This window comes from Agrococcus citreus (assembly GCF_039527715.1).
Classification (GTDB): domain Bacteria; phylum Actinomycetota; class Actinomycetes; order Actinomycetales; family Microbacteriaceae; genus Agrococcus; species Agrococcus citreus.
The window spans coordinates 439,948-464,842 of the sequence record NZ_BAAAKK010000005.1 but is presented as its reverse complement, the minus strand read 5'-3'; the positions used below and the strand labels follow the sequence as shown (position 1 = coordinate 464,842).

Annotated in this window: 25 protein-coding genes and 3 tRNA genes; 6 read left to right on the top strand and 22 right to left on the bottom strand. The window is 72.6% G+C overall.

Annotation, left to right across the window (positions count from 1 at the left end; genetic code table 11):
* Positions 1–150: 150 nt before the first annotated feature.
* The 7 genes from ABD106_RS11075 to serS all read right to left on the bottom strand — a co-directional run bounded on the left by ABD106_RS11075 (position 151) and on the right by serS (position 4,347).
* Positions 151–223: transfer RNA gene (locus tag ABD106_RS11075), tRNA-Arg, on the bottom strand.
* 92 nt (positions 224–315) lie between these two features.
* Positions 316–519, bottom strand: a complete 204-nt coding sequence (locus tag ABD106_RS11070) for a cold-shock protein (protein ID WP_343920331.1) — start codon at positions 517–519, stop codon at positions 316–318.
* A 183-nt stretch (positions 520–702) separates the two neighbouring features.
* Positions 703–791: transfer RNA gene (locus ABD106_RS11065), tRNA-Ser, on the bottom strand.
* Positions 792–854: 63 nt separating this feature from the next.
* Complete coding sequence (locus ABD106_RS11060) at positions 855–2,114, bottom strand: LCP family protein (protein ID WP_343920329.1); 1,260 nt, start codon at positions 2,112–2,114, stop codon at positions 855–857.
* A 16-nt stretch (positions 2,115–2,130) separates the two neighbouring features.
* Positions 2,131–2,215, bottom strand: a tRNA-Ser gene (locus ABD106_RS11055).
* A gap of 72 nt (positions 2,216–2,287) precedes the next feature.
* Positions 2,288–3,088: an HAD family hydrolase gene (locus tag ABD106_RS11050; RefSeq protein ID WP_343920327.1), complete on the bottom strand. Its 801-nt coding sequence runs from the start codon at positions 3,086–3,088 to the stop codon at positions 2,288–2,290.
* Positions 3,088–4,347, bottom strand: a complete 1,260-nt coding sequence (gene serS / locus ABD106_RS11045; protein ID WP_343920325.1) for a serine--tRNA ligase — start codon at positions 4,345–4,347, stop codon at positions 3,088–3,090. The genes ABD106_RS11050 and serS overlap by 1 nt, the downstream gene beginning before the upstream one ends.
* Positions 4,348–4,440: 93 nt before the next feature.
* On the opposite strand from serS, the gene ABD106_RS11040 reads away from it, so the two are divergent.
* Positions 4,441–5,421, top strand: coding sequence for a diacylglycerol/lipid kinase family protein (locus ABD106_RS11040; protein ID WP_343920323.1), 981 nt, complete (start codon positions 4,441–4,443; stop codon positions 5,419–5,421).
* A 59-nt stretch (positions 5,422–5,480) separates the two neighbouring features.
* Here the strand turns inward: ABD106_RS11040 and ABD106_RS11035 are convergent, their stop codons facing one another.
* Genes ABD106_RS11035 through ABD106_RS11025 form a run of 3 tightly spaced genes read right to left on the bottom strand, consistent with a single transcriptional unit; the run spans position 5,481 to position 8,839 of the window.
* A complete protein-coding gene (locus ABD106_RS11035) occupies positions 5,481–6,485 on the bottom strand; it encodes an alpha/beta hydrolase (protein ID WP_343920321.1) in 1,005 nt (334 codons plus the stop codon).
* Entirely contained in the window at positions 6,482–7,420 is a 939-nt protein-coding gene (pheA, locus tag ABD106_RS11030) for a prephenate dehydratase (RefSeq protein WP_343920319.1), read from the bottom strand. Before pheA ends, ABD106_RS11035 begins: the two co-directional genes overlap by 4 nt.
* A 54-nt stretch (positions 7,421–7,474) precedes the next feature.
* The gene (locus ABD106_RS11025) at positions 7,475–8,839 is read right to left on the bottom strand and encodes a pyridoxal phosphate-dependent decarboxylase family protein (protein ID WP_343920317.1); all 1,365 of its coding nucleotides are present in this window, start codon (positions 8,837–8,839) and stop codon (positions 7,475–7,477) included.
* Between the two features lie 113 nt (positions 8,840–8,952).
* On the opposite strand from ABD106_RS11025, the gene pgm reads away from it, so the two are divergent.
* A complete protein-coding gene (gene pgm / locus ABD106_RS11020) occupies positions 8,953–10,602 on the top strand; it encodes a phosphoglucomutase (alpha-D-glucose-1,6-bisphosphate-dependent) (RefSeq protein ID WP_343920315.1) in 1,650 nt (549 codons plus the stop codon).
* 362 nt (positions 10,603–10,964) lie between these two features.
* Here the strand turns inward: pgm and ABD106_RS11015 are convergent, their stop codons facing one another.
* From ABD106_RS11015 to ABD106_RS10995, 5 genes are read right to left on the bottom strand one after another with little or no spacing between them, the layout of a single operon-like run.
* Positions 10,965–12,158, bottom strand: coding sequence for a CapA family protein (locus ABD106_RS11015; RefSeq protein WP_343920313.1), 1,194 nt, complete (start codon positions 12,156–12,158; stop codon positions 10,965–10,967).
* A complete protein-coding gene (locus ABD106_RS11010; protein WP_343920311.1) occupies positions 12,158–12,442 on the bottom strand; it encodes a hypothetical protein in 285 nt (94 codons plus the stop codon). Before ABD106_RS11010 ends, ABD106_RS11015 begins: the two co-directional genes overlap by 1 nt.
* Before the next feature lie 49 nt (positions 12,443–12,491).
* A complete protein-coding gene (locus ABD106_RS11005; protein ID WP_343920309.1) occupies positions 12,492–12,806 on the bottom strand; it encodes a hypothetical protein in 315 nt (104 codons plus the stop codon).
* A 37-nt stretch (positions 12,807–12,843) separates the two neighbouring features.
* The gene (locus ABD106_RS11000) at positions 12,844–14,028 is read right to left on the bottom strand and encodes a CapA family protein (RefSeq protein WP_343920307.1); all 1,185 of its coding nucleotides are present in this window, start codon (positions 14,026–14,028) and stop codon (positions 12,844–12,846) included.
* Complete coding sequence (locus ABD106_RS10995; protein WP_343920305.1) at positions 14,025–14,828, bottom strand: M15 family metallopeptidase; 804 nt, start codon at positions 14,826–14,828, stop codon at positions 14,025–14,027. Before ABD106_RS10995 ends, ABD106_RS11000 begins: the two co-directional genes overlap by 4 nt.
* A 106-nt stretch (positions 14,829–14,934) precedes the next feature.
* Here ABD106_RS10995 and ABD106_RS10990 point away from each other — a divergent pair, with 106 nt between their 5' ends.
* A complete protein-coding gene (locus tag ABD106_RS10990) occupies positions 14,935–16,716 on the top strand; it encodes an MDR family MFS transporter (RefSeq protein WP_343920303.1) in 1,782 nt (593 codons plus the stop codon).
* 71 nt (positions 16,717–16,787) lie between these two features.
* Entirely contained in the window at positions 16,788–16,979 is a 192-nt protein-coding gene (locus ABD106_RS10985) for a CsbD family protein (protein ID WP_343920301.1), read from the top strand.
* 57 nt (positions 16,980–17,036) lie between these two features.
* Here the strand turns inward: ABD106_RS10985 and ABD106_RS10980 are convergent, their stop codons facing one another.
* A complete protein-coding gene (locus ABD106_RS10980; protein WP_425545742.1) occupies positions 17,037–17,912 on the bottom strand; it encodes an HpcH/HpaI aldolase/citrate lyase family protein in 876 nt (291 codons plus the stop codon).
* 33 nt (positions 17,913–17,945) lie between these two features.
* Between ABD106_RS10980 and ABD106_RS10975 the strand changes: the two genes are divergently transcribed.
* Positions 17,946–18,167 (top strand): hypothetical protein, encoded by a 222-nt coding sequence (locus tag ABD106_RS10975; protein WP_343920297.1) that lies wholly within the window; start codon positions 17,946–17,948, stop codon positions 18,165–18,167.
* A 22-nt stretch (positions 18,168–18,189) separates the two neighbouring features.
* On the opposite strand, the gene ABD106_RS10970 is transcribed toward ABD106_RS10975, so the two are convergent.
* The 4 genes from ABD106_RS10970 to ABD106_RS10955 are packed head-to-tail and all read right to left on the bottom strand — an operon-like array spanning position 18,190 to position 22,089.
* Positions 18,190–18,996: an ABC transporter ATP-binding protein gene (locus ABD106_RS10970; protein WP_343920295.1), complete on the bottom strand. Its 807-nt coding sequence runs from the start codon at positions 18,994–18,996 to the stop codon at positions 18,190–18,192.
* Complete coding sequence (locus ABD106_RS10965) at positions 18,993–20,048, bottom strand: FecCD family ABC transporter permease (RefSeq protein ID WP_343920293.1); 1,056 nt, start codon at positions 20,046–20,048, stop codon at positions 18,993–18,995. Before ABD106_RS10965 ends, ABD106_RS10970 begins: the two co-directional genes overlap by 4 nt.
* Positions 20,045–21,079, bottom strand: coding sequence for a FecCD family ABC transporter permease (locus ABD106_RS10960; RefSeq protein ID WP_343920291.1), 1,035 nt, complete (start codon positions 21,077–21,079; stop codon positions 20,045–20,047). The genes ABD106_RS10965 and ABD106_RS10960 overlap by 4 nt, the downstream gene beginning before the upstream one ends.
* Entirely contained in the window at positions 21,076–22,089 is a 1,014-nt protein-coding gene (locus ABD106_RS10955) for an ABC transporter substrate-binding protein (RefSeq protein WP_343920289.1), read from the bottom strand. The genes ABD106_RS10960 and ABD106_RS10955 overlap by 4 nt, the downstream gene beginning before the upstream one ends.
* A gap of 121 nt (positions 22,090–22,210) precedes the next feature.
* Here ABD106_RS10955 and ABD106_RS10950 point away from each other — a divergent pair, with 121 nt between their 5' ends.
* On the top strand, positions 22,211–22,426 hold the full coding sequence (locus ABD106_RS10950; RefSeq protein ID WP_343920287.1) for a hypothetical protein: 216 nt from the start codon (positions 22,211–22,213) through the stop codon (positions 22,424–22,426).
* Positions 22,427–22,434: 8 nt separating this feature from the next.
* Here ABD106_RS10950 and ABD106_RS10945 read toward each other — a convergent pair whose 3' ends face one another.
* Together ABD106_RS10945 and recQ are read right to left on the bottom strand one after the other, a co-directional pair.
* A complete protein-coding gene (locus ABD106_RS10945; RefSeq protein ID WP_343920285.1) occupies positions 22,435–22,809 on the bottom strand; it encodes an RNA-binding S4 domain-containing protein in 375 nt (124 codons plus the stop codon).
* Positions 22,806–24,842: a DNA helicase RecQ gene (gene recQ / locus ABD106_RS10940; RefSeq protein WP_425545741.1), complete on the bottom strand. Its 2,037-nt coding sequence runs from the start codon at positions 24,840–24,842 to the stop codon at positions 22,806–22,808. Before recQ ends, ABD106_RS10945 begins: the two co-directional genes overlap by 4 nt.
* Positions 24,843–24,895: the final 53 nt, after the last annotated feature.

Below are 24,895 nucleotides of genomic sequence, written 5' to 3'. Positions count from 1 at the left end.
CGTCGGAGCTGCGCGGATCGCGCGGCACCTCAAGCGTCCCGCGATCGCGACACGACGCGGCACCGCGCAGGAACACGCGCGGCGAGGACGCCGGGACACCAAGAAGGCCACCTGCTCTCGCAGATGGCCTTCTACTGTCTCAACACAGTGCGCGCCCGGAGGGATTCGAACCCCCAACCTTCTGATCCGTAGTCAGATGCTCTATCCGTTGAGCTACGGGCGCAATGGCCGAACGGCCAGGGATCAGTCTATACGATCCCTGGCCGTCAGCGCGAATCGAGCGCGTCACGCCGCGAGGGCGTCACGCGACGAGGCTCACAGGGGGCGAATGTTCGCAGCCTGCGGGCCCTTGTTGCCCTCGACGATTTCGAACTCGACTGCCTGAGCCTCTTCGAGGGTCTTGAAGCCGTTGGACACGATCTGGCTGTAGTGAGCGAACAGATCCTTGCCGCCGTCGTCCGGAGCGATGAAGCCGAAGCCCTTGCCGGAGTCGAACCACTTGACGGTGCCGGTTGCCATAATTCCTTCAATCCTGCTGTGCGGCCTGAGCCGCGTTGAAAAGCGCAGAACAAGAATCGTCCTGCGCCACGACCAACCCTAGCGGGTCTGCGGCCCTCCTCGCTGAGAAACTTTCCTCGCGGTGCACGCGAGGAGCTCCCGAGACGAAGAACGCCCCTTCGTGGCGAGACGAAGGGGCGAACGTGGAGACGGAGGGATTCGAACCCTCGGTCCCCTATTGGGGACTCCACCTTAGCAGGGTGGTGCACTAGGCCGGACTATGCGACGTCTCCGCTGCGACCTGCAGGCAGGCCGACGGCAACTCTACCAAACGCGCGAGCCCTCCTCGGACGGGCTCAGCTGCCGAAGGGCACGACGCACGACTCCTGCGACGCATCCTGGCCGACGACGCCGTCGAGCCCGTCGGTCGGGGTGGGGGTCGGCGTCTCGGTCGCGCCGGGCGTCTCGGTCGCGGCGGGCGTCTCGGTCGGTGCGGGGGTGCCGGTCGGCGCCGGCGTCTCGTCCGTCGAGCCGACGCCGAGCGAGTCCTCGCCGAGCTCGATCGGCAGGTCGAGGCGGATGCGTCGCATCAGCTCGGTCGCGCGCGCCTCGTCCGGCACGACGCGCGCTCCCGACGGCACGTTCGGGTAGAGCACGAACTGCATGGTCTCGAGCGGGATGTCGGCAAGCACGCGCGCCATGGAGACCATCGTGCCCACGTCGCCGAGGCCGGACGACAGCGTCATGTTCTCGATCGCGACCTGCGCGATCGAGTAGAGCTTCGTGACGTCGGTGAGCACCGCATCCGACTGGAGGGTGCGCACGAGCGCCGAGAGGAACACCTGCTGCGACGAGATGCGCGCGAGGTCGGAGCCATCGCCGACACCGTGGCGGGAGCGGAGGAACGCGAGCGCCTGCGCGCCCTCGAGGTCGTGCGTGCCCGCCTCTTCGATGACGAGGCCCGTGTAGGGGTCGTCGATGGGCCCCGCGAAGCACACCGGCACGCCGCCGACGGCGGTCGACATGCTGATGACCCCCTGGAACGTGATCATCGCGGCGTAGGGCACCTCCATGCCCGTCAGGTCGGAGACCGTCTCGGCGACGCACGAGAGCCCGCCGCGCCCGAGCGCCTGGTTGAACTGCACGTTGTTGGCCGCTGGCACGGTGTCGCCGGTCTCCGGGTCCTCGCAGGCCGGGAAGTCGACCAGGAGGTCGCGCGGGAACGAGACGACACGCGCGAGCTGGTGGTCGTCGCTCACGTGCAGCAGCATCGTGACGTCGTTGAGGCTGCCGCCGTCGTAGGCCGACTCGCCGAATTCCTCACCCTGTCCCTCCCGCTGGTCGGAGCCGACGAGCAGGATGTTGAACCCGCCCTCGTAGGGGGCGAAGCCCGCTTGCGCGGGCGGCACGTCGGCGGCGAGGTCGACCGTCTCGATGCTCGTCGTGAACCGCAGGATCGAGAAGCCCACGACGCCGACGAGCGCGACGAGCACGACGGCCATGCCGAGCGCGATCCAGCGGAAGACGTGCGCGACCCCCGAGTGGCGGCGCAGCCTGCCGTGGCGCGGCGACATCGCCGACGTGTCGACGACGCTGCCGGTGCGCTCGGTTGCCATGCTTCTCCTTCTGACGCGGAGGGCGTGGGATTCGAACCCACGAGGCATCGCTGCCCACCGGTTTTCAAGACCGGCTCCATCGGCCGCTCGGACAGCCCTCCCGAACCTCGACCGCGGGGTCGCGCGGCAGGCCTGCGCACGATTCTAGGGCGAGATCGGATGCCCCGAGTCCGTCAGGAGCGAACCAGCAGCCCCTCGAGCACGAGCGCGAGCCCGTCCTCGTCGACCGCGCCGGTCACCTCGCTCGCCGCGTCCTTCACCTCGTCGGGCGCCTGACCCATCGCGACCGCGCGACCGCCGCCCTCGACGACCCACTCGAACATGTCGATGTCGTTGCGGCCGTCGCCGACCACGAGCATGCGGCTGCGCGGGATCTCGAGCTGCTCGGCGACGAGCTCGAGCCCGGTCGCCTTGTTGACGCCGTCGGGCGCGATGTCGAGCCACGACGAGTAGCCGATCGCGTACGAGACCTTGTGCAGGCCGAGCGACTCGACGATCTCGAGGAACTCCTCGACCTCGTGGTCGGGGCTCATGACGACGACGCGCATCGCCGGCTTCGCGAGCAGGCCCTCGAACGGCACCATCTCGGCGTCGTCGAGGTTCCAGTCGACCATGCCGTTCGTGTAGCGGCGGTAGCCGTCGGCGTCCTCCACCATGAACGACCCGGTCGGCAGCACCGCGGCGATCGCGGTCAGCGCGGCAGAGGGGTCGAACGTCTCGACGTGCACCGCCTCGTACGCGTCGCCGCGGCGCTCGAGCACGAGCGCGCCGTTCGCCGCCACGAGGTGGCTCGGCTCGATGCCGAGTCGCACCGCCGTCGACTCGGTGGTGGCCTGCGAGCGACCGGTCGCGAGCACGACGACGTGACCGGTGTCGACGACCGCGCGCACCGCATCCAGCACGCGCGGCGAGAGCGAGTCGTCCTCGTGGACGATGGTGCCGTCGATGTCGAGGCCGATGAGCAGCGGCTCCATCAGACGGGCTCGATCGTCGAGATGCCGCCGAGGTAGGGCTGCAGGGCCGCGGGCACGCGCACGGAGCCGTCGGGCTGCTGGTGCGTCTCGAGGATCGCGACGAGCCAGCGGGTGGTCGCGGCGGTGCCGTTGAGGGTCGCGACCGGCGCCGTCCTTCCCGACTCCGTGCGGTAGCGGGTGCCGAGCCGGCGCGACTGGAACGTGGTGCAGTTCGAGGTCGACGTGAGCTCGCGGTACTGCTGCTGCGACGGGATCCACGCCTCGATGTCGAACTTGCGCGCCGCCGAGGAGCCGAGGTCGCCGGCCGCGACGTCGATGACGCGGTAGTCGAGCTCGCACGCCTGCAGCATGCGCTCCTGCAGGGCGCGCATCCGCTCGTGCTCGGCCTCGGCGTCGTCGGGCTGCACGTACGAGAACATCTCGAGCTTGTTGAACTGGTGCACGCGCAGGATGCCGCGGGTGTCGCGGCCGGCGGAGCCCGCCTCGCGCCGGTAGCACGTCGACCACCCCGCGTAGCGGAGCGGCTGCGCGAGGTCGACGATCTCGTCGGCGTGGAAGCCGGCGAGCGCGACCTCGCTCGTGCCCGTCAGGTAGAGGTCGTCGGCGGGCAGGTGGTAGACCTCGTCGGCGTGCTCGCCGAGGAAGCCCGTGCCGCGCATGATCTCGGGCCGCACGAGCGTGGGCGTCATGAGCGGGGTGAAGCCGTCGGCGAGCACCTGGTCGAGGCCCATGAGCATGATCGCGAGCTCGAGCCGCATGCCGATGCCGGTGAGGTAGTAGAAGCGGCTGCCCGAGACCTTGGCGCCGCGAACGATGTCGAACGCCTTCAGGCGCTCGCCGAGCTCGACGTGGTCGCGCGCCTCGAAGTCGAAGGAGCGCTCCTCGCCGTGCGTCGCGAGCGTGACGAAGTTCGCCTCCTCGCCCGCCGGCACATCCGGGTGCACGATGTTGCCGAGCTTCGAGACGGCCGCGTCGAAGGCGGCCTCCGCCTCGGTCGCGCGCGCCTGCGCGTCCTTCACGCCGGCCGCGAGCGCCTTGCCCTGCTCGATGAGCGCCGGTCGCTCGTCCTTCGCCGCGGCGCCGACGAGCTTGCCGTGCGCATTCTGCTCCGCGCGCAGCCGCTCGAACTCGGTGATGGCGGCGCGGCGCGCGCTCTCGGCGGCGAGGGCGTCGTCGACGAGGCCCACGGGGTCGCCGCGGCGCTCCTGGCTGGCCTTGACGAGGTCGGGCTGCTCGCGCAGCAGCTGGGGATCGATCACTCCCCCAGTCTACGAGCGCGGCGCTGGATGCCCTGCCCGCGAGGAGCGGGTGCTCCGAGGGTTGTCCGACGGAAGCGGCAGTACAGTGCGAGCATGCGCGCTGGCATCGTCTACAACCCCGTCAAGATGGATCGCGACGCGCTCGCGCCCCAGATCGAGTCGGCGCAGCCGCTCGACTGGTCCGAGCCGTTCTGGATCGAGACCGACGCGGACGACGCCGGCGAGGCGGCCGTGCGCGCGGCGCTCGACGCGGGCATCGACCTGCTGATCGTCGCGGGCGGCGACGGCACGGTGCGCATCGCCGCCGATGCGGCGACCGGCGCGCACGTGCCGCTCGCGATCATCCCGGCGGGCACGGGCAACCTGCTGGCGCGCAACCTCGGGATCGACGTCACGAGCCTGCGGAACGCGGTGCGCACCGCGTTCGAGGGCGCCGACCGCGAGGTCGACCTCGGCGAGCTCGAGATCGAGGCGCCCGACGGCACTCGCTCGAAGCACGCGTTCGCGGTCATGGTCGGCTTCGGCCTCGATGCCGAGATGATCGACAAGACCGACGAGGGCCTCAAGAAGAAGGTGGGCTGGCTCGCCTACGTCGACGCCGCCGGTCGCGTGATCTCGTCGCTCGACACGGTGCGCGTGCACGTGCGGCTCGACGGCGGCCGCACGGTGCGATCGACGGTCAACACCATGGTGATCGGCAACTGCGGCACCGTCACGAACGGCATCATCCTGCTGCCCGACGCGGCGATCGACGACGGGATGCTCGACATCGCGCTCGTGCGGCCGCGCGGCATCCGCGGCTGGGCGCAGCTCGCGGGCTACGTGGCCCGCAACAACATGCTCGTGACGAAGCTGCTGCGCCGCAGGGGCCACCTCGGCCGGCAGCGCAGCGGTCCGGCGCTCGGCTACGGCCAGGCGAAGGAGACGCATGCACGGCTCGAGGAGCCGCGCGCCGTGCAGGTGGACGGCGATGTCGTGGGCGAGGCGGTCGCGCTGCGAGCCGTCGTCCGCGAGGACGCGCTCGTGGTGCGCGTGCCGCGCGAGCACGCGCGCGACGCCGGCCCGGCCATCTGACCCGCGCCCGCATCCGGGCATGGCTGCGGCTCGCGCGAGTCGGTCGACTCGGCCGAGTCCTACCGCCCGCTCCCCAGCGAGTCGAGCAGCGCGATGCTGGCCCCCACGACCTGGTCCTGCGCGGCTGCCCTGCTGACCGTCGGCGTGCCGTCCCCGGGCTGATCGCCGTAGTCGCCGAAGAACGCGTGGATGCCGCCCTCCACTTGCGTGATCGCGGTGTCGGGTGGCAGGTCCGCCCGGCTCGCGGCGAGGTCATCCGGGGTCGCGAGACCGTCGAGGGTGCCAGACACCGAGGCGGCGCGCAGATCATCGCGGTCGGCCAGCGAGTCGGGCGGATACGACGCCCAGAGCAGGAGCCCGCCCACCTCTTCGGGGTGCGCCGCGGCGTACGACGACGCTGCGACGCCGCCGAGACTGTGCCCGCCCACGGCCCACGCGCTGATCTCGGGGTGGTCGTCGATGATCCCGCTCGGCGCGTCGATGGCGGTGAAGGCGATGTCGAGCGGCTGCTTCACGATGACGACGAGGTAGCCGGCCCGGCTGACGCGCGTCAGCAGCGGCACGTACGCGCGGGCGTCGACCCGCGCGCCCGGCTGGAAGACGAGCCCGGCACGCGGCGCGACGCCGGTCGGCAGGAGTGTGATGACGGTCGTCGACGACGTCACTCGCACGTCGGCCGTGCCGCTCATCGCATCCAGTGCCACCGGTGCGGCTGAGAACGGTCGGAGCCACAGCAGCGAGCCGACCACCGCGAGCGTCGCCAGCACGGCGCAGGTGCCGGCGAGCGCGCGCCGCCACGCCGCCCGCGGTGGTCGAACACGCCTCCACGTCGAGGTCGCCGAGAGGAGCAGCAGCGTGCCGACGACGGCTGCCGCGGTGACGAGCACCGCATACGCGGGATGGTCGGAGAGCAGCACGCCCGCGCTGGAGACCCAGATCCATGCGGCGGAGGCGAGCAGCACGAGGCCGAGCGCGAATCGCAGCCAGGGGCGCCGGTCGGCGATCGTGCGTTGCCGCGCATCAGGCGGGCGCGTGCCACCGTCGCGCGGAGCGCTCGCCGTCACGACGTCGGCTCACCCGCGATGAGGCCGCGCACCCAGTCGCGCGCATCCTCGAACGAGCGGTCGGAGTAGCGGCGCTCGACGTGGATGCGCTGCCCGTCGGCGCGCGGGTACGAGCCCAGGAACGTCACCGACGGGCTGAACCGCTTGAGGCCGAGCAGCGCATCCGCCACTCGCTCGTCGCGGATGTGGCCGTCGGCGTCCATGACGAAGCGGTAGCGGCCGAGCCGATCGCCGATCGGTCGCGACTGGATGAGCGACAGGTTGACACCGCGGGTCGCGAACTGCTCGAGCATGTCGAGCAGCACGCCGGGCTCGTCGCTCGGCAGCTCGACGACGAGGCTCGTCTTGTCGGCGCCGGTCGGCTCCCCCGGTGCGCCCGCGCGGCCGACGAACAGGAACCGGGTCACCGCATCCGCATTGTCGCCGATCCGGTCGGCCAGCACGTCGAGCCCGTCGACCCACTGCCCGATCGTGGGCGTCGAGAGCGCCGCCTGCGCGGTGCCGCTGCCGAGGTCGGCGGCGGCCGTCACGTTCGACGCGGCGGGGAGGTGCGCGCGACCGGGCAGCTCGCGCTGCAACCAGCCGGAGCACTGTGCCCACGCGACCGGGTGGGCTGCGATGACGCGGATGTCGTCGAGCCGGGTGCCGGCGGGCGCGACGAGCGAGAAGTTCACGCTCACGACGTGCTCGGAGATGATGCGGATGCCCGGGGTCGCGGCGAGCGCGTCCTGCGCGGCCGTGACGCCGCCCTCGATCGAGTTCTCGATCGCGATCATCGCGGCGTCGGATCGGCCCTCCGACACGGCCGTGAGCGCCTCGGCGACGTTCGCGACCGGTACGCGCTCGGTGAGCTCGAGGCCGGGCACCTGCTCGAGCGCCGCCTCGGTGAACGTGCCGCGGGGACCGAGGAACGTGACGACGCGAGGCTGGAGCATGCGCCCAGCCTAGGGTCGGCGGCCGCCGCCGGTCGGCTCCCGCCTCCTGCGCCGTCAGGCGGCGGCGAGGGCGCGCACCGCGGCGACGGTGCGCTCGATGTCGTCGGGGGTCGTCGCCCAGGACGACATCGAGCAGCGCAGCGCCGCTCTCCCCCGCCACTCGGCTCCGGTGAAGACCGCCGTGCCCTCAGCGAGGATCGCGGCGCCGAGCGCGCGGGTCGCCTCGTCGCCGCCGAGCCGCAGCATCACCTGCGTGTAGTCGACGTCGTTGATGACCTCGACGCCCGGGATGGCGCGCAGGCCCTCGGCCATCGCGACCGCGTTCGCGTGCAGCCGGTCGAGCAGCGTTGCGACGCCCGAGCGGCCCAGGCTGCGCAGCGCCGCCCACGCCGGCACGCCGCGCGCGCGGCGGGAGAGCTCGGGCGTGACGTCCCACGGGTCGAGGCCCGAGTAGACGAGGTAGTCGCCGCCGGTGCGGAACGCGGCGATCGAATCGGCGGGATCGCGCACGATCGCCATGCCGCAGTCGTACGGCACGTTGAGCGTCTTGTGCGCATCCGTCGCCCAGGAGTCGGCCTGCTCCATGCCGACCGTGAGCGGTCGCAGCGACTCGGATGCCGCGGCCCAGAGGCCGAAGGCGCCGTCGACGTGCACCCACGCGCCGTTGCGATGAGCGATCGGGATGAGCGCGGCGAAGTCGTCGAACGCGCCGGTGTGCACCTCGCCCGCCTGCAGGCACACGATGAGCGGGCCCTCCCCGCGCTCGAGCGTGCGCTCGAGGGCGACCGGGAGCATCCGCCCCTGGTCGTCGGCGTCGACGACGGTGATCTCGGCGCGACCGACACCGAGGAAGCGCGCCGCCCGGTCGATCGAGCCGTGCCGGTCGGCGCCCACGACGAAGCGCACGGCAGGCGAGGAGCGCAGTCCGCGCTCTGCGAGGTCCCAGCCAGCGCGGGCGAGCACCGCGTGCCTGGCAGCGGCGAGGCACGTGAAGTTCGCCACCTGTCCGCCGGTGACGAAGCCGACGCTCGCCGAGTCGGGCAGCCGGAAGAGCTCGAGCATCCACCGGCCGGCGACGCGCTCGAGCGCGACCGTCGTGGGCGTGAGCATCGCCGAGCCGGAGTTCTGGTCCCACGCCGAGACGAGCCAGTCGGCCGCGAGCGCCGCAGGCAGCGTGCCGCCGATCACGAACCCGAAGAAGCGGCCACCCGGGATCGCCACGAGACCGGGATCGGCGCCGGCGGCGAGCTGCTCGATGACCGAGGCCGGATCGTCGCCCTCCTCCGGCAGCGGTCCGCCGAAGACGCCGAGCATGTCGTCGAGGCTCGCGCGCGGCCAGACCGGACGCTCGTCGAGCGTGCGCAGGAACTCCACCGCGCCGCGGTGCGCGGCGTCGAGCGCTCGGCTCCGGTCGTCCACGGCCGTCAGTGTTGCACCGCGTCGGGGCGGCGGCAATGGGTCGATCGGTGCGCCCGGCGCCGACCTGCGAGCCGGCATCGCGGTCGTGGAGGCGCCGGTGCTTGGATGGAGCCATGACCCGAGCCGGCACCGTCGCCCAGCCCCAGGACCTCATCGATGTCTTCGCGCTCGAGCGCGCCTACTTCGAGCTGCACCCCGACGTGTCGAACCCCGATCAGGCGGTCGCGTTCGGCACGAGCGGCCACCGCGGCAGCGCCTTCGACACCGCGTTCAACGAGGACCACATCCTCGCGATCACGCAGGCGATCTGCGAGTACCGCGCCGACCAGGGCATCACGGGTCCGCTCTTCATCGGCCGCGACACGCACGCCCTCTCGCTGCCGGCAGAGCGCACGGCGCTCGAGGTGCTCGTCGGCAACGGCGTGCGGGTGATGGCGGATGCTCGCGGCTCGGTGACGCCGACGCCGGCGGTGTCGCGGGCGATCCTCGCGTACAACGCCGAGGCATCCGCCGACGGGGAACCACGCAGCGACCAGGCCGACGGCATCGTCGTCACCCCCTCGCACAACCCGCCGCGCGACGGCGGCTTCAAGTACAACCCGCCGCACGGCGGGCCGGCCGACTCCGACGCGACCGGCTGGATCGCGAAGCGCGCGAACGAGCTCATCGCCGGCGGGCTGCGGGGCGTGCAGCGCGCCGATGTCACGGGCGGCAGCGACTCGCGCGTCGAGCTCTACGACTTCCGCGAGGCCTACGTCGCCGCGCTCGGCAGCGTGATCGACTTCGCCTCGATCAAGGCGTCGGGCATCCGCATCGGCGCCGACCCGCTCGGCGGCGCGGCGGTCGACTACTACGGCGCGATCGCCGAGCGGTACGGCATCGACCTCACCGTCACGAACCCCGCGGTCGACCCCACCTGGGCGTTCATGACGCTCGACTGGGACGAGAAGATCCGGATGGACTGCTCGAGCCCGAGCGCGATGGCCTCGGTGCTCGCGCGGCGCGACGAGTTCGACATCCTCACCGGCAACGACGCCGACGCCGACCGCCACGGGATCGTCACGCCCGACGGCGGCCTCATGAACCCCAACCACTTCCTCGCGGTCGCGATCGAGTACCTCTACGCGCACCGGCCGCAGTGGCGCGCTGACGCGGCGATCGGCAAGACGCTCGTGTCGTCGTCGATGATCGACCGGGTGGCGGATGCGCTCGGCCGGCGACTGTGGGAGGTGCCGGTGGGCTTCAAGTGGTTCGTGCCCGGGCTCGTCGACGGCTCCGTCGGCTTCGGCGGCGAGGAGAGCGCGGGCGCGTCGTTCCTGCAGGCGGACGGCACGGTGTGGACGACCGACAAGGACGGCATCCTGCTGTGCCTGCTCGCGTCGGAGATCCGTGCCGTGACCGGCAAGAGCCCGTCGCAGCTGTACGCCGAGCTCACCGCGCGCTTCGGCGCTCCCGTCTACGAGCGCGTGGATGCGCCGGCGACGCGCGAGCAGAAGGCTCGGCTCGGCAAGCTGTCGGGCGATGCCGTCACGGCCACCGAGCTCGCGGGCGACCCGATCGTGGCGAAGCTCACCGAGGCGCCCGGCAACGGCGCGGCGATCGGCGGGCTCAAGGTCGTGACCGAGCGCGCCTGGTTCGCGGCACGGCCGTCGGGCACCGAGGACGTCTACAAGATCTACGCCGAGTCGTTCGCGGGCGAGGAGCACCTGCGTCGGGTGCAGGCGGAGGCGAAGGCAATCGTCGACGCGGCGCTCGAGGCGTAGCGCTCGAGTGGCGCCTCCCGCGCCTGAGTGGCGCCTCCCGCGCCTGAGTGGCGGCCCCCGCGCCTGAATGGCGGCCCCCGCACCTGAATGGCGGCCCCCGCACCTGAATGGCGGCCCCCGCACCTGAATGGCGGCCCCCGCTCCTGAATGGCGCCTGCGGCGCCTGAGTGGCGCAGTCCGCGCCTCAGCGGTGAGGGCGCCAGTGAGCAGTGGATCCGCCCGACCGGCGGCTCGGACGGCGGGCGAAGGCTCGGGTCAAGGCCGCCACTCAGCGAGCAGGAGCGCCACTCAGGCGCCGGAGCCGCCACTCACACGCCGGAGCCGCCACTCACACGCCGGAGGCGCCACTCAGGGGCTTGGGGTCAGGGGGCGAAGGAGTCCGTCACGATGCGCACGTCGGGGCCGAGCACATCGGTCACGAGCGCGACGCCCGACTCGACGGAGAGGTCGTTGCGCCACGCAGAGCGGGTGATCGGCTCTGCCGCGTCGACGAGCGGATGCAGCTGCAGGTTGCGACGGTGGCTCCAGTCCTGCGACACGAACTGCTGCGGCGTCAGGTCGAAGTGCATGTACAGCGGCACGGCAGCAGGGTCGACGACCTCGACCTCGCCGCCGGGCATGCCGACGAGGTCGAACTGCGCGACCGCGCTCACGACCCGCGGGATCGCCATCTGCGTCGTGAGCGCGTTGCCGATCGAGTAGTAGACGAAGGCGCGCGAGCCGTCGGCGCGCTCGAGCCACTCCGCCTCCTGCAGCACGTGCGGGTGCGTGCCGATGATGACCTCCGCGCCGAGGTCGGCGAGCCGCTGCGACTGCTCGCGCTGCCGGGCGTTCACGACCGCCGAGTACTCGTCGCCCCAGTGCACGGCGACGATCGTCGCGTCGGCGACCTCCTCAGCCTCGGCGAGCTGCTGCTCGACGAGCGGGTCGTCGAGCCACGTGACGACGTAGTCGTTCGTCGGGGTGTTGGAGAGGTCGACGAAGTTGAGGAACGCGACCGTCAGGCCGTTCACCTCGGTCGTCGCGACCTCCGCCTGCTCCTCCGGCGAGCGGAAGGCGCCGGAGATCAGCAGCGGATCCATCTCGTCCCACACGGCTCGTGTGCGATCGACGCCCTCCTGGCCGCGATCGAAGGTGTGGTTGTTGCCGAGCCCGATGGTGTTGCAGCCGGCGGCGTCGAGCCCCTGCGCGAACTCGATCGGCGCATTGAAGGCCGGGAAGTACGTCAGGCCCAGCTCGACGCCCGCCGACGGCGCCTCCTGGTTGCAGTAGACGAGGTCGCTCTCGGCCCAGATCGGTCGCGCGGCGTCGAAGAACTGGCCGTAGTCGTAGCTGCCGTCGGGCTGCGCCGCATCCGCGGTGACCGAGTCGTGCGGCAGCATGTCGCCCATCGCCGAGACCGAGACGGTGCTCGGCTCGGGCGTCGGCGTCGGCGTCGCGGATGCCGTCGGCTCGGTCGCCGGGTCGCTCGCGCTGGGTGCCGGCTCGAGCGCGCCCTGCGTGCAGCCGGTCAGCAGCAGCACGGCCGTCGCGGCCGCGAGCACCGTCGAGCGCATCAGCTGGCGCCGAGCGCCGCGTAGACGACCAGGATCACGACGATCGCGACGAGCGCGAGCGCCCAGTCGGCGCCGGTCGTCGGGCCGCGGCGACCGGCCGAGCCGTGCGAGCCCGATGACGACCACGACGAGCCGCTCGAGTGCGAGCCGCCCGACGAGCCTCCGCCGAAGAAGCCGCCGCCACCCGAGCGCGATCCGCCGCCCGAGAAGTTCCGCGCGCCGCCGCCGAAGCTGCCGCCACCGCCCCTGAAGCCGCCGCCACCCGAAACCGATGCTTTGCCCATGCAGGCAGGGTACGACGCGAGGATGCGGATCGGCCCGCCCGCGCGGCCGTCAGCCCTGGCTGATCGCGAAGAAGATGTAGAGCGCGATGAGCACCGCGACCACGATCACCGCGGCCATCGAGTCGCCGCTCGTGCTGCCGCTGCCGTCCGAGCCGCCCGATCGGCGCCGCGACGAGCTCGAGCCGGAGCCCCAGCTCCACGAGCTGCCGGAGCGCGAGCCAGAGGAGCGGCCGAAGCTGCCACCGCCGCTGGAGCGCGACCCGCCGCCGGAGAATCGCCGCGAGGAGCCTCCGAAGCTGCCGCCCCCGCTCCTCCTGCCGCCGCCGCTGCTGCGCTTGGACCCACCCGCTCGTGCCTTCGCCATGCCTGCAGGGTACGACGCGCCGACGGGGATCAGCCGATCACGGGTCGACGAGCGTCACCGCCGGGCCGAGCACCGCCGCGATCGCGGCGCGCTGCTCCTCGACGGTCGTCTCCCACGCCGAGCGCGTGAGCGGCTCGGCGGCATCCTCGAGCAGGTAGAGGTGCGGGTTCGACCTGGTCGCGAGGTTGCCCGCCCTGCGGTCGGCGACGCTCCAGTCGAAGTGCATGTAGATCGGGATCGCGCGCGGATCGCGGATCTCGACCTCCCCGTCCTCCGCGACGATGTCGAACTGCCCGATCGCGCTGAAGACCCGCGGCACGTCGACCTGCGACGAGAGCGCGTTGCCGAGCGAGTACCAGACGAGCGTGCGCCCGCCATCGTGCTCGATCCACTCGACCGGCTCGAGCACGTGCGGATGCGTGCCGATGATCACGTCGGCGCCGAGCGACGCGAGCCACTCGGCAGTGCTGCGCTGCGACGGGTGCACGGTCGGCGCGTACTCCACGCCCCAGTGCGCCGCCACGATCACGACGTCGGCCTGCGCGGTCGCGCTCGCCATGAGCGCCTCGACGGTCGATCGGTCGGACAGCATCGTGAGGCTCGTGGCGGGGCCCGCGATGTTCGTGAGCGCCGTCGCCGAGACGAACGCGATGCGGAGCCCCAAGACCTCGGCGATCGCGGGCTGCAGCTGCTCCTCGGCCGAGCGCGCGGTGCCGTGCCAGATGACGGGGAGCCCGTCGAGCACGTCGAGCGTGCCCTCGAGGCCCGCGACGCCGGCGTCGAGCGCGTGGTTGTTGGCGGTGCTGAACGCGTCGCAGCCGGATGCGGCGAGGTCGCGGGCGAACGCGGACGGCGCGTTGAACGCGGGGTAGGCGCGCACGCCGAGCGCGTCGCCCGCGACGGGCGCCTCGAGGTTGCACGTGACGAGACCGCTCGAGGCGAGCACCGGCTCGATGTCGCTGAAGTACTGCGCGAAGTCCCAGTCGTCGCCCGCGCGGGCGCCGTCGAGGATCGTCTGGTGCGGCAGCATGTCGCCGAGCGCCGAGACCCGCACGACGGTCTCGCTGCTCGTCGGTGCCGGCGAGGTCGCGCTCGGTGCCGGTGCCGGCGTGGATGCGGCCGGCGTCGATGCGGGTGTCGCGGTCGGCGCGGGCTGCGGCGCCCCGCACGCCGCGAGCGCCGCGACCGCGATCGCGGCGAGCGCCGCTGCACGCACCCTCACGGCGCCGGCTCCGCGTATCCCGGCGCCGGCTCGAGGCCGAAGTGCTCCTCGAGCGTCGCCGTGCCGGACTCGTGCATCGCCGTCGACACCTCGGCGCCCACGAAGCGCAGGTGCCAGGGCTCCCACGCGTATCCGGTCACGGCATCCGACCCCTCCGGGTAGCGCACGACGAAGCCGTGCTCCCACGCGTTGGCCGCGATCCAGCGCCCGGCGACCGTCTCGCCGAAGCAGCGGGCGAGCCGGCACTCGAGCGCGGTCGACATCACGTCGATCGCGAGTCCGGTCTGGTGCTCGGAGTGGCCGGGCCGGGCACTCGTCGTGTCGGCGGCCGCTTGCCCGAAGCGGGCGATCGCGTCCTGGTAGTACTGGGCCTGCAGCGCGGAGGAGCGGTAGGAGGAGGTCACGTAGGTGCCCTCGCCGATCGCCGCGCGCATCGCCGCATCGAGCTCGCGCAGCGCCGCGTCGAGCTCGGGGCGCACGAGCTCGCCGCCCTCCTGACCGGTCGAGACGGCGACCAGCTCGGGCGCGAAGTCGGGCGGATCCATCGGCCGCAGCTTGTTGACGACGACCTGCAGGCTGCTCGCGGTCGCGACGTCCCACTGCGGCGTCGGCGCGGGCGTCTCCGACGCCTCCGGAAAGCTCGTCTCCGGCGCGGCGGACGACGCGTCGGGCGAGGCTGCGGGCGCGGATGCGGTGGGCGATGCGGGCGGGACCGACGGCTCCGGCGTCGCGACGGGCGCGCATCCGCTCACGAGCAGCACGGCCGCGAGCACCGCCATCACCTTTCGCACGTGAACCATCGTCGCACGGTCATCGCCCGCCAGAGGCGGCATGACGGCCGAGGGTGTGGCGTCCGACGATTCCATTCGCTAGACTAACGATCTCTCACGAACGAAGGATCCCTCCATGCCGCAGCGCGACCCGCGCTCCGTCGAGCCCACTGAGCCCGACGCCCCCTTGATGTCCCGCCGCCAGATCATGCTCGTGCTCGTCGGCCTCATGATGGCGATGTTCCTCTCGTCGCTGTCGCAGACCGTCGTCGGCACGTCGATGCGCACGATCGCCGACGACCTGCACGGCCTCGACCTGCAGGTGTGGGTCGTGACCGCGTTCCTCATCGTCTCGACGATCGTCACGCCCATCTACGGCAAGCTCAGCGACATCTTCGGTCGCCGGCCGCTCTTCATCATCGCCATCGTGCTGTTCCTCGTCGGCTCGATCGCGTGCTCGTTCGCGCAGGACATGGTGCAGCTCGCCGCCTTCCGCGCGCTGCAGGGCCTCGGCGCCGGCGGCCTCATGTCGTTGCCGCTCACGATCATGGGCGACGTGCTCAGCCCCCGCGAGCGTGCGAAGTACCAGGGCTACTTCCTCGCGGTCTTCGGCATCTCGTCGATCATCGGCCCGCTCATCGGCGGGCTGTTCGCCGGCACGGAGCAGATCCTGTTCCTCGACGGCTGGCGCTGGGTCTTCCTCTTCAACCTGCCGATCGGTGCCGCGGCGCTGTGGATGGTGTGGCACTACCTGCACCTGCCCGCGCACCACGAGCGCGTGCGCATCGACTGGTGGGGCGCCGCGCTGCTGGTCATGGGTGTCGTGCCGCTGCTGCTCGTCGGCGAGCAGGGCCGCGAGTGGGGCTGGGGCTCCATCACCTCGATCGCCTGCTACGGGATCGGCGCCGTCGGCATCGCGCTGTTCATCTGGGTCGAGTCGCGCATGGGCGACGCCGCGCTCATCCCGCTCAAGCTGTTCCGCAACCGCACGTTCTCGATGGCCACGCTGCTCGGCGTCTTCACCGGCTTCGGCATGTTCGCGGGCATGATGATGATCCCGTTCGTGCTGCAGATCGTGCACGGCATGAACCCGACCGAGGCGGGGCTCTCGACGCTGCCGATGATCCTCGGCCTCATGATCGCCTCGATCGGCTCGGGCCAGGTGATCGCGCGCACCGGCCGGTACGGGTTCTTCCCCGTCATCGGCCTCGCGGTCATGGCGATCGCCTACGGCGTGCTCGTCACCCTGCAGTACGACAGCCCGCTCTGGGTGCTGCTCGTGGGCCAGCTGCTGCTCGGCCTCGGGCTCGGCCAGCTCATGCAGACGCTCACGATCGCCTCGCAGAACTCGGTCGAGCCCAAGGACATGGGCGTCGCGACGAGCTCGTCGACGTTCTTCCGCCAGCTCGGCGGCACCGCCGGTGTCGCGGTCGTCTTCTCGATGCTCTTCTCGCGCCTGCCGGAGACGCTGCAGACCTCGTTCGGCCGGCAGGACCTGCGCGCCGACCTCGACGCCGCGCTCCAGGACCCGGCCGTGCTGGCCGATCCCGGCAACGAGCGCATCCTCGGCATCCTCCAGAACCCGTCGCAGATCGGCGGCGCCCTCAACGAGGACTCGTCGTTCCTGAACACCGCCGACCCACGGCTCACCGCGCCGTTCCTCGACGGCTTCTCGAACGCCACCTCCGGCCCGTTCTGGGTGGCGCTCGCGGTCGTCGGCATCGCGCTCGTGCTCGCGTTCTTCTTCAAGGCGCCGCCGCTGCGCCAGAAGTCGGCGATGGAGGAGGCCATGCAGGCGCGCGCCGAGCGGGCGCAGCTCGAGGCGGATGCGTCGGCACCGGGTTCGGTCGGGCCTCCCGTCACGACGTCGTCGAACCCGGTCATCCGCCCGGGTGGCGGGGATCCCGGAGCGCCCTGACGGCACTCCCAGGTTGTCCCCCTACGGTCGTTCGAGGGAGCACACAGCTCCCGATGATCAAGGAGGTTCGCATGGGACTCGACGACAAGATCTCGAACGCCGCCAAGGACGCCGTCGGCAAGGCCAAGGAAGGCCTCGGCGACGCCACCGACAACGAGCGCCTGGAGGCGGAGGGCCACAAGGACCAGACCGTCGCCAACGCGAAGCAGGCCGGGGAGCACGTCAAGGACGCCGGAGACGACGTCCGCGACACCTTCCGCTGACTCGCAGCGCGAGAGAGGGGCGGGGCGCTCGGCGCCCCGCCCCTCTTGCGTGCCCGGTCAGTAGTTGAGGCTGCCGAGCTCGGCCGCGGCGGCCTCGATGCCGAAGTCGCGCGCCTGCGTCTGGATCTTCTGCGCCCGCGCGAGTCGCGGCAGGTCGCTGCCGTCGGTGATCTTGCCGCCCGACTCCTCGAACGCGCGCACGAAGCCGTGGGCCCATGCGACGTCCTCGGGGCTCGGCGCGAGGCCCGCGTTGATCGTCGGGGCCTGCGTGTGCGTGAGGCACAGCTTGCCCGACATGCCCATCTCCTTCGAGAGCCTCGTGCCCTCGGCGAGCGCGTCGGCCGAGAGCGTCGGCCCGTCGATGGGCGCGGGGAGCCGCGCGGCGCGCGAGTTGATCACGAGCTGCGAGCGCGCGTAGGCGAGCGCCACCGGGTCCTCCCCGGTCGCGGTGTCGCGCTTGAAGTCGCCGGTGCCGAACGCGATCCGGAAGGTCGACGGCGCGCTGGCGATCTGCTCGACGTGCAGCACGCCGCGGGCGGTCTCGACCAGAGCGAGGATGCGCATCCCCTCGGGCAGGCGGTCGGCGGTGTCGTTCACGTGGCTCGCCGACTCGGTCTTCGCGAGCATCACGCCCTCGAGACCGGGGACGTCCCGGAGCGCGGCGCAATCGGTGCTCCAGAACTCGCTCGCGGCGTCGTTGATGCGCACCCACGCTCGGTGGCCGCTCGAGAGCCACGCGACCGTGTCGGCGCGCGCCTGCACCTTGTCCTTCGCAGCGACGGCGTCCTCGATGTCGATGATGATCGCATCCGCCTCGCTCTCCTGCGCGATCTCGAAGAGCTCGGGGCGGGAGGCCGGCACGAGCAGCCAGGAGCGGGCGATCACGGGCGAGATGTCGGGGCGAGGCACGTGCTCCAGCCTATCGAAGCCCATCGCACCCCCAGCGGCGCGGGCTACGCTCGCGGCATGGCCTCCGCGATGATGTTGACGCCGCTCGTGCTGCTGATGCTGCTCGCGGGCGTGCTCGCGATCGCCGGCGGGATCGTGCTGCTCGTGCTCGGCTCGAAGCGCCGCGACGACTCGACCTCGCGCCCGCTGCTCGCATTCGGCGTGACCGCGCTCGTGATCGGCACCGCGCTCGCCGTGCCGGCCGGGCTGACGCTCGCGATCGCGGCCTCCGGATCCTGACCGCACGAGTCGCGGTTCGCGCTCAGCGCGCGAGCACGTGGTGGCGGCCGCGCGGCAGCACGAGCGGTGTGCCCGAGACCGGATCGGTCATGACGAGCGCGTCGAGGCCGAACACGTCGGCGACGAGCTGCTCGGTGACGACCTCGACCGGTGAGCCGACCGCCACGACGGCACCGTGCCGCATCGCGACCATGTGGTCGGCGTAGCGGGCCGCGAGGTTGAGGTCGTGCAGCACGAGGGCGATCGTCGTGCCGGAGCGCCGGTTGAGGTCGGTGAGCAGGTCGAGCACCTCGACCTGGTGGGCGAGGTCGAGGAACGTCGTCGGCTCGTCGAGCAGCAGCAGATCGGTGCGCTGCGCGAGCGCCATCGCGATCCACGCGCGCTGCCGCTGGCCGCCCGAGAGCGCATCGACGTCGCGCTCGGCGAGCTCCGCGACTCCGGCGGCATCGAGCGCCTCGGCGACCGCCTCGGTGTCGGCGGTGCTCCAGCCGCCGAGCGCCCGCCGGTGCGGGTGCCGGCCGAAGCCGACGAGCTCGGCGACCGACAGCCCCTCGGGGGCGACGGGCGACTGCGGCAGCAGGCCGAGCCGGCGCGCGAGGGCCTTGCCCGGCATCCGCGCGATCGGCTCGCCGTCGAGCAGCACGGGGCCGCCGGAGGGCGCGATGACCCGGGCGAGCGCCTTGAGCATCGTCGACTTGCCGCTCGCGTTCGCCCCGACGATGACGGTGATGCGGCCGTCCGGGATCTCGAGGTCGACGCCCTCGAGCACGGGTCTCGAGCCGTAGCCGACGGTGATGTCGCGGGCGGCGAGCGCGGTGGTGGAGGTCATGATGCGGCTCCCTTGCGTTGGATGCGCACGAGCTGGAACAGGAGGAAGGGCACGCCCACGATGCCCGTGACGACGCCGACGGGGAAGCGGGTGTCGAAGGCGAGCTGGCCGACGAGGTCGGCGGCGAGCACGAGCGACGCACCGACGAAGCCCGCCGCGACGAGCCTGCCGCGGCCCGCGATCGCGCCGGAGATGGGGCCGGCGAGGAAGGCGACGAACGCGATCGGCCCGGTGGTCGCGGTCGCGCACGCCGTGAGCGCGACCGCGGCGATCGCGAGCGCCCCGCGCTTGACGCCGACGCGCTCGCCGAGCGCGAGGGCCGTCTCGTTGCCGAGCTCGAGCACGCGCAGCGACCGGGCGAGCCAGAGCACGAGCGGCAGCAGCACGAGCACCGCGATCCCCACGAGCCTGACCTCCTCCCACCTCGGTGTCGAGAGGCTCCCGGTGAGCCACCGCATCGCGGCGGGCACGTCGTAGGGGTCGGAGCGCAGCAGCACCCAGAAGACGAACGCGTCGAGCGCGGCACCGACGCCGATGCCGATGAGCACGAAGCGAGCGCCGGCGGCACCGCCGCCGCGCGCGAGCAGCGTCACGAGTGCCGCGGTCGCGACACCGGCGACGAGCGCCGCCACCGTCACCCCGACGCCGTCGAGGCGCAGGACCAGGAGCGCGAACACCGCGGCGGCGCTCGAGCCGGCCGTGATCCCGATGAAGTCGGGGCTCGCGAGCGGGTTCCGGAACATGGTCTGGAAGGTCGCGCCCGCGACGCCGAACGCGAAGCCCGCGGCGAGGCCGGTGAGGGCGCGCGGCAGGCGCTGCATGCCGACGTCGAACGAGGCACCCGGCACCTGCTGGCCGAGCACCACCCGCAGCACGTCGTCGATCGGCACGAAGGCGCGGCCGAGCATGAGCGATGTCGCGAGCAGCGCGAGCGTGACGACGCCGAGCACCGCGGTCGCGATGACCGTGCGCCGCTGTCGTGCCCGCCTGCCGCGCTCGACCGCGAGCACCGTCGGGCGGGATGCGGCGCGGGCCGCGACCGGCGCGCTCACTGGCGCCCGCGCATCCGCATGGCGACGAGCACGAGCACCGGCGCTCCCACGATGGCGGTGACGATGCCCGACTCGAGCTCGGCGGGCCGGGCGACGACGCGGCCGACGAGGTCGGCCGCGACGAGCAGCGTGGCACCGCCGAGCATCGACAGCGGCAGCAGCCAGCGCTGGCTCGAGCCGACGAGGATGCGCAGCACGTGGGGCACGGCGAGCCCCACGAAGGCGATGGGGCCGGCGGCGGCGTGCGCGGCGCCGCCGAGCGCGATGCCCGCGCCGGCGCCGAGCACGCGGACGCCGGTCGCCGAGACGCCCAGGCCGCGCGCGACGTCGTCGCCGAGCGCGAGCACGTCGAGCAGCGGTGCCACGACGAGGCCCACGAGCGCGGCGATGCCGATCACCGGCGCGACCGTGAGCATGACGTCCCACTGGGCCCGCGAGACGTCTCCGACCTGCCAGAACCGGAACTCCTCCATCGCCTGCAGGCGCGGCAGCAGCACGGCGCTGACGAGCGACGAGAGCGCGGCCGTCGTCGCAGCGCCGGCGAGCGCGAGCCGCACCGGCGTCGCGCCGCCGGTGCCGACGCCGCCGATGGCGAAGACGAGCACCGCGGTGAGCGCGGCGCCGATGAGGGCGAGCACGAGGAAGTGCTGGCCGGTCGAGGCACCGAAGAAGGCGATGCCGCAGACGACCGCGAGGGATGCGCCGGTGTTGACGCCGAGGATGCCCGGCTCGGCGAGCGGGTTGCGCGTGACGGCCTGGAGGAGGGCGCCGGAGAGCCCGAGCGCGGCGCCCGCCATGACGGCGAGCACGGTGCGCGGGATCCGCTCGCGCACCGCGATCGAGCCGATGTCGCTCAGCTGCGGGTCGAGCAGCGCCGCGAGCGCGTCGGCGAGCGCGACCTCGCGCGAGCCGAAGACGAGCGAGCCCGCGCACGCGAGCGCGAGCAGCACGACGAGCGCGATGGCCGCGAGCACGCGAGCGCGGGCGCGACCCGTGGGCCGCGCCCGGCGCGTCGGTGCGGTCCGGGTCACCCGACCTTCGCCGCGGCCTCGGCGATCTGGGCTGCGTAGTCGTCGAGCGCCCACGGGAGCGACAGCGCCGTCGGCGGCGAGACGGCTGCCGCCTGGGGCGTCGCGTCGGGCAGCAGCACGACCGAGCCGCGCGCGATCGCGGGGATCGTGCTCAGCAGCGGGTCGGCCTGCATCGCCGTCAGCAGCGCCTCGTCGCCGTAGGCGAAGAGCACGTCGACGTCGGCGAAGGTGTCGGCCTGCTCGGCGCTCACCTGCCCGTAGAAGCCGTCGACGGTCTCCGAGAGCTCGACGACGCTCGGCGCGGTCTCGAGCCCGAGCTCCTCGAGGAACGCCTGGCGCGCGTCGTCGGGCGCGTAGTAGCCGATCGTGCCGAGGTCGGCGGCGGTGATGAACGTGAACATCGAGGTCTTCCCCTCGAGCTCGGGGTGCGCGGCCGCGGCGTCGGCAATCTGCTGGTCGAGGTCGGCGAGCAGCGCATCCGCGTCGTCGCTGCGCCCGAGCGCCTCACCGGTGATGCGGATGGTGTCGCGCCACGGCGTGGCCCACGCCGCCTCGGGGAACGCCACGGTCGGCGCGATGCTCGAGAGCGTCTCGTAGTCCTCCTGCGTGATGCCGGAGTAGGGCGCGAGGATCAGCTCGGGCTCGGCCGCGTTGATGGCCTCGAAGTCGATGCCGTCGGTCTCGTCCCAGAGCGCGGGCGGCTCGGCGCCCAGCTCGTCGATGCGCTCCTCGGTCCAGCGGTACATGCCCGACTCCTCGGAGCCCCACACGATGCGCGGCATGATGACCGGGACGACGTCGAGGGCGAGCAGCGCGTCCTCGGTGGATGCGCCGACGGTCGCGACGCGCTCGACGCCCGCGGGCACCTCGGTCTCTCCGAAGGCGTGCTCGATGACGATGGGCTCGCCGGCGGCGCCCGACTCGGCGGGAGCCTCGGCGGTCGACGAGCAGGCGGCGAGCGCGAGCGCGGCGAGGGCGGCGGGCAGGGCGAGCGCGTTCGTGCGGCGCATGGAGGACTCCTCAACAGGTAAGTAAGGCAAGCCTAACTCACCGCGCACCGCCCGCGCCGACGGATGTCGTGCAGCGCGCTGCTCGCTCGCCGCTCTGCAGCCCGCGTGGTTCACTGAACGCGTGCCAGCGCCCCTCGTCGTGACCCTCGCCGTCCTCGCCGCCGCCATCGTGCTCGCCGCCGTTGGCGTCGTGATGAGCTCGAAGGGCACCGGCTCGGTGCCGAAGGTGGGCGGTTGGCTCGCGATCATCAGCGGCCTCGTCGCGGCGTGCTTCGCGGTGACGCTCGTCGTCATGCTCATCGCCGCCTCGATGGACGACGTGCCCGGCCTCTGGTAGCGCCGGGTTCAGTCGCGGCCGCGCAGGCGGTCGATCTCGCGACGCTCCCTGCTCGACGGGCGGCCGGCGCCGCGCGGACGATGCGGCACCTGGGCGGCCTCGATCGCGGTCGGCCGCGCGGGCGAGCGGTCCTCGTACGCCTCGACGGCGATGGCGGCGCCGACGCGCTTGGGCAGCAGCTGCCGCACGCCCACGACCCGATCGAACCCCGAGACCCGCACCCGCACCTCGTCGCCGATGCGCACGGGCTGCGACGCCTTCGCCGCCTGGCCGTTGAGCTTCACGTGCCCGCCGCGGCACGCGGCCGTCGCAGCCGCTCGGGTCTTGAGCAGCCGCACCGCCCAGATCCAGACGTCGAGCCGCACGGATCCGGGGGCGCTCACGATGCCGCCAGCACCTCGAGCACCGCGTCGCCGTAGCGCTCGAGCTTCGCCTCGCCCACGCCCGAGATGGTCGACAGCTCGACCATCGTCGCGGGGCGGCGCTCAGCGATCGCCGCGAGCGTCTTGTCGTTGAAGACGACGTACGCGGGCACCGCCTGCTCCTTCGCGGTCGCCGCGCGCCAGGCGCGCAGGGACTGGAAGCGCGACTGCTGCACGTCGTCGAGCTGCAGCGTGCTCTCGGAGCGCCGCTGCGCCTTCGCGGGCGCCTTCGCCTCGTGCCGCAGGCGCACCTCGCGCTCGCCCGCCAGCACCGCCGCCGACGCATCCGTGATCGCGATCACGCCGTACTCGCCCTGCACCTTGAGCAGTCCCTGCGCGAGCAGCTGCCGCACGATGCCGCGCCACTGCGCGGCGGGCAGGTCGCTGCCGATGCCGTAGGTCGCCAGCCGGTCGTGGCCCTGGGTGCGGATGCGCTCGGTGTCGGCGCCGACGAGGATGTCGACGAGGTGGCCGGCGCCGAATGCCTGGCGGCGCTCGCGCTGCAGGCGCACGATCGTCGAGAGCAGCTTCTGCGCGGGCACGGTGCCGTCGTACGACTCGGGCGGCGTCAAGCACGTGTCGCAGTTGCCGCACGGCGTGCTCTGCTCGCCGAAGTAGGCGAGCAGCTGCTGCCGGCGGCACTCGACGGTCTCGCAGAGCGCGAGCATCGCGTCGAGGTGCAGCGTCTGGTTGCGCTTGCGCTGGGCGTCGCCCTCGCCGTCGGCGATCATCCTCCGCTGCTGCACGACGTCCTGCAGCCCGTACGCGAGCCACGCGGTCGACGGCTCGCCGTCGCGGCCGGCGCGGCCGGTCTCCTGGTAGTAGCCCTCGACCGACTTCGGCAGGTCGAGGTGCGCGACGAACCGCACGTCGGGCTTGTCGATGCCCATCCCGAAGGCGATCGTCGCGACCATCACGACCCCGTCCTCGCGCAGGAAGCGCTGCTGGTTGGCCGCGCGGAGACGCGCGTCGAGGCCCGCGTGGTACGGCAGCGCGTCGATGCCCTGCGCCTGCAGCCATGCCGCGGTGCCCTCGACCGACTTGCGGGAGAGGCAGTAGACGATGCCCGCGGCGCCCGGGTGCTCGTCGCGGATGATGCGGAGCAGCTGCGCCTTCGCGTCCTGCTTCGGGGCGATGCGGTACTGGATGTTGGGGCGGTCGAAGCTCGAGACGTAGACGCGCGCGTCGTGCAGGCCGAGCCGCTCGATCATCTCGGCGCGCGTCTCGGCGGTGGCGGTCGCGGTGAGCGCGACGCGCGGCACGTCGGGCCAGCGCTCCCCCAGCACCTGCAGCTGCAGGTAGTCGGGCCGGAAGTCGTGGCCCCACTGGCTCACGCAGTGCGCCTCGTCGATCGCGAACAGCGCGATCGGGGCCGCGTCGAGCAGGCCCTGCGCGACGGGCAGCCGCTCGGGCGCGAGGTAGAGCATGTCGAGCTCGCCGGCCAGCAGCCGCTGCTCGACCGCTCGCCGCTCGTCGATCGACTGCGTGGAGTTCAGGTAGGCGGCGCGCACGCCGAGCTGCTCGAGCGCGTCGACCTGGTCGTGCATGAGGGCGATGAGCGGGCTGATGACGACGCCCGTGCCCTCGCGCACGAGCGACGGGATCTGGTAGCAGAGGCTCTTGCCGCCGCCGGTGGGCATGAGCACCACGGTGTCGCGCCCGGCGACGATGTCATCGATGATCTGGGCCTGCTCGCCGCGGAACGCGTCGTAGCCCCAGACCCGCGTGAGCGCCTCGAGCGGCGTCGCCGCCTTCGCGGTCGCGGCGATGCCGGGAGCGCGCGCCGGGGAGGGGCGCGACGACGCGCGAGCCACGCGCGAGCCGCGGCGCTCGGCGGTGCGGGTCGCGCCGGAACCGGCGCCCGCGATCGGCGCGTCGGCATCCGACGGCGGCACCCAGCCGTCGTCGGGCGCACCGCCCTGCCAGGCGTCCCAGGGCTCGGGCGCGTCGTCGTCGCTGGGCGGAGCCCACTCGTCGTGCTGCGCGTCCGTCACGCGTCCCCCTTCGCGGCCGTCGACCATCCAGCCTAGGCGGCACCGCCCACGCG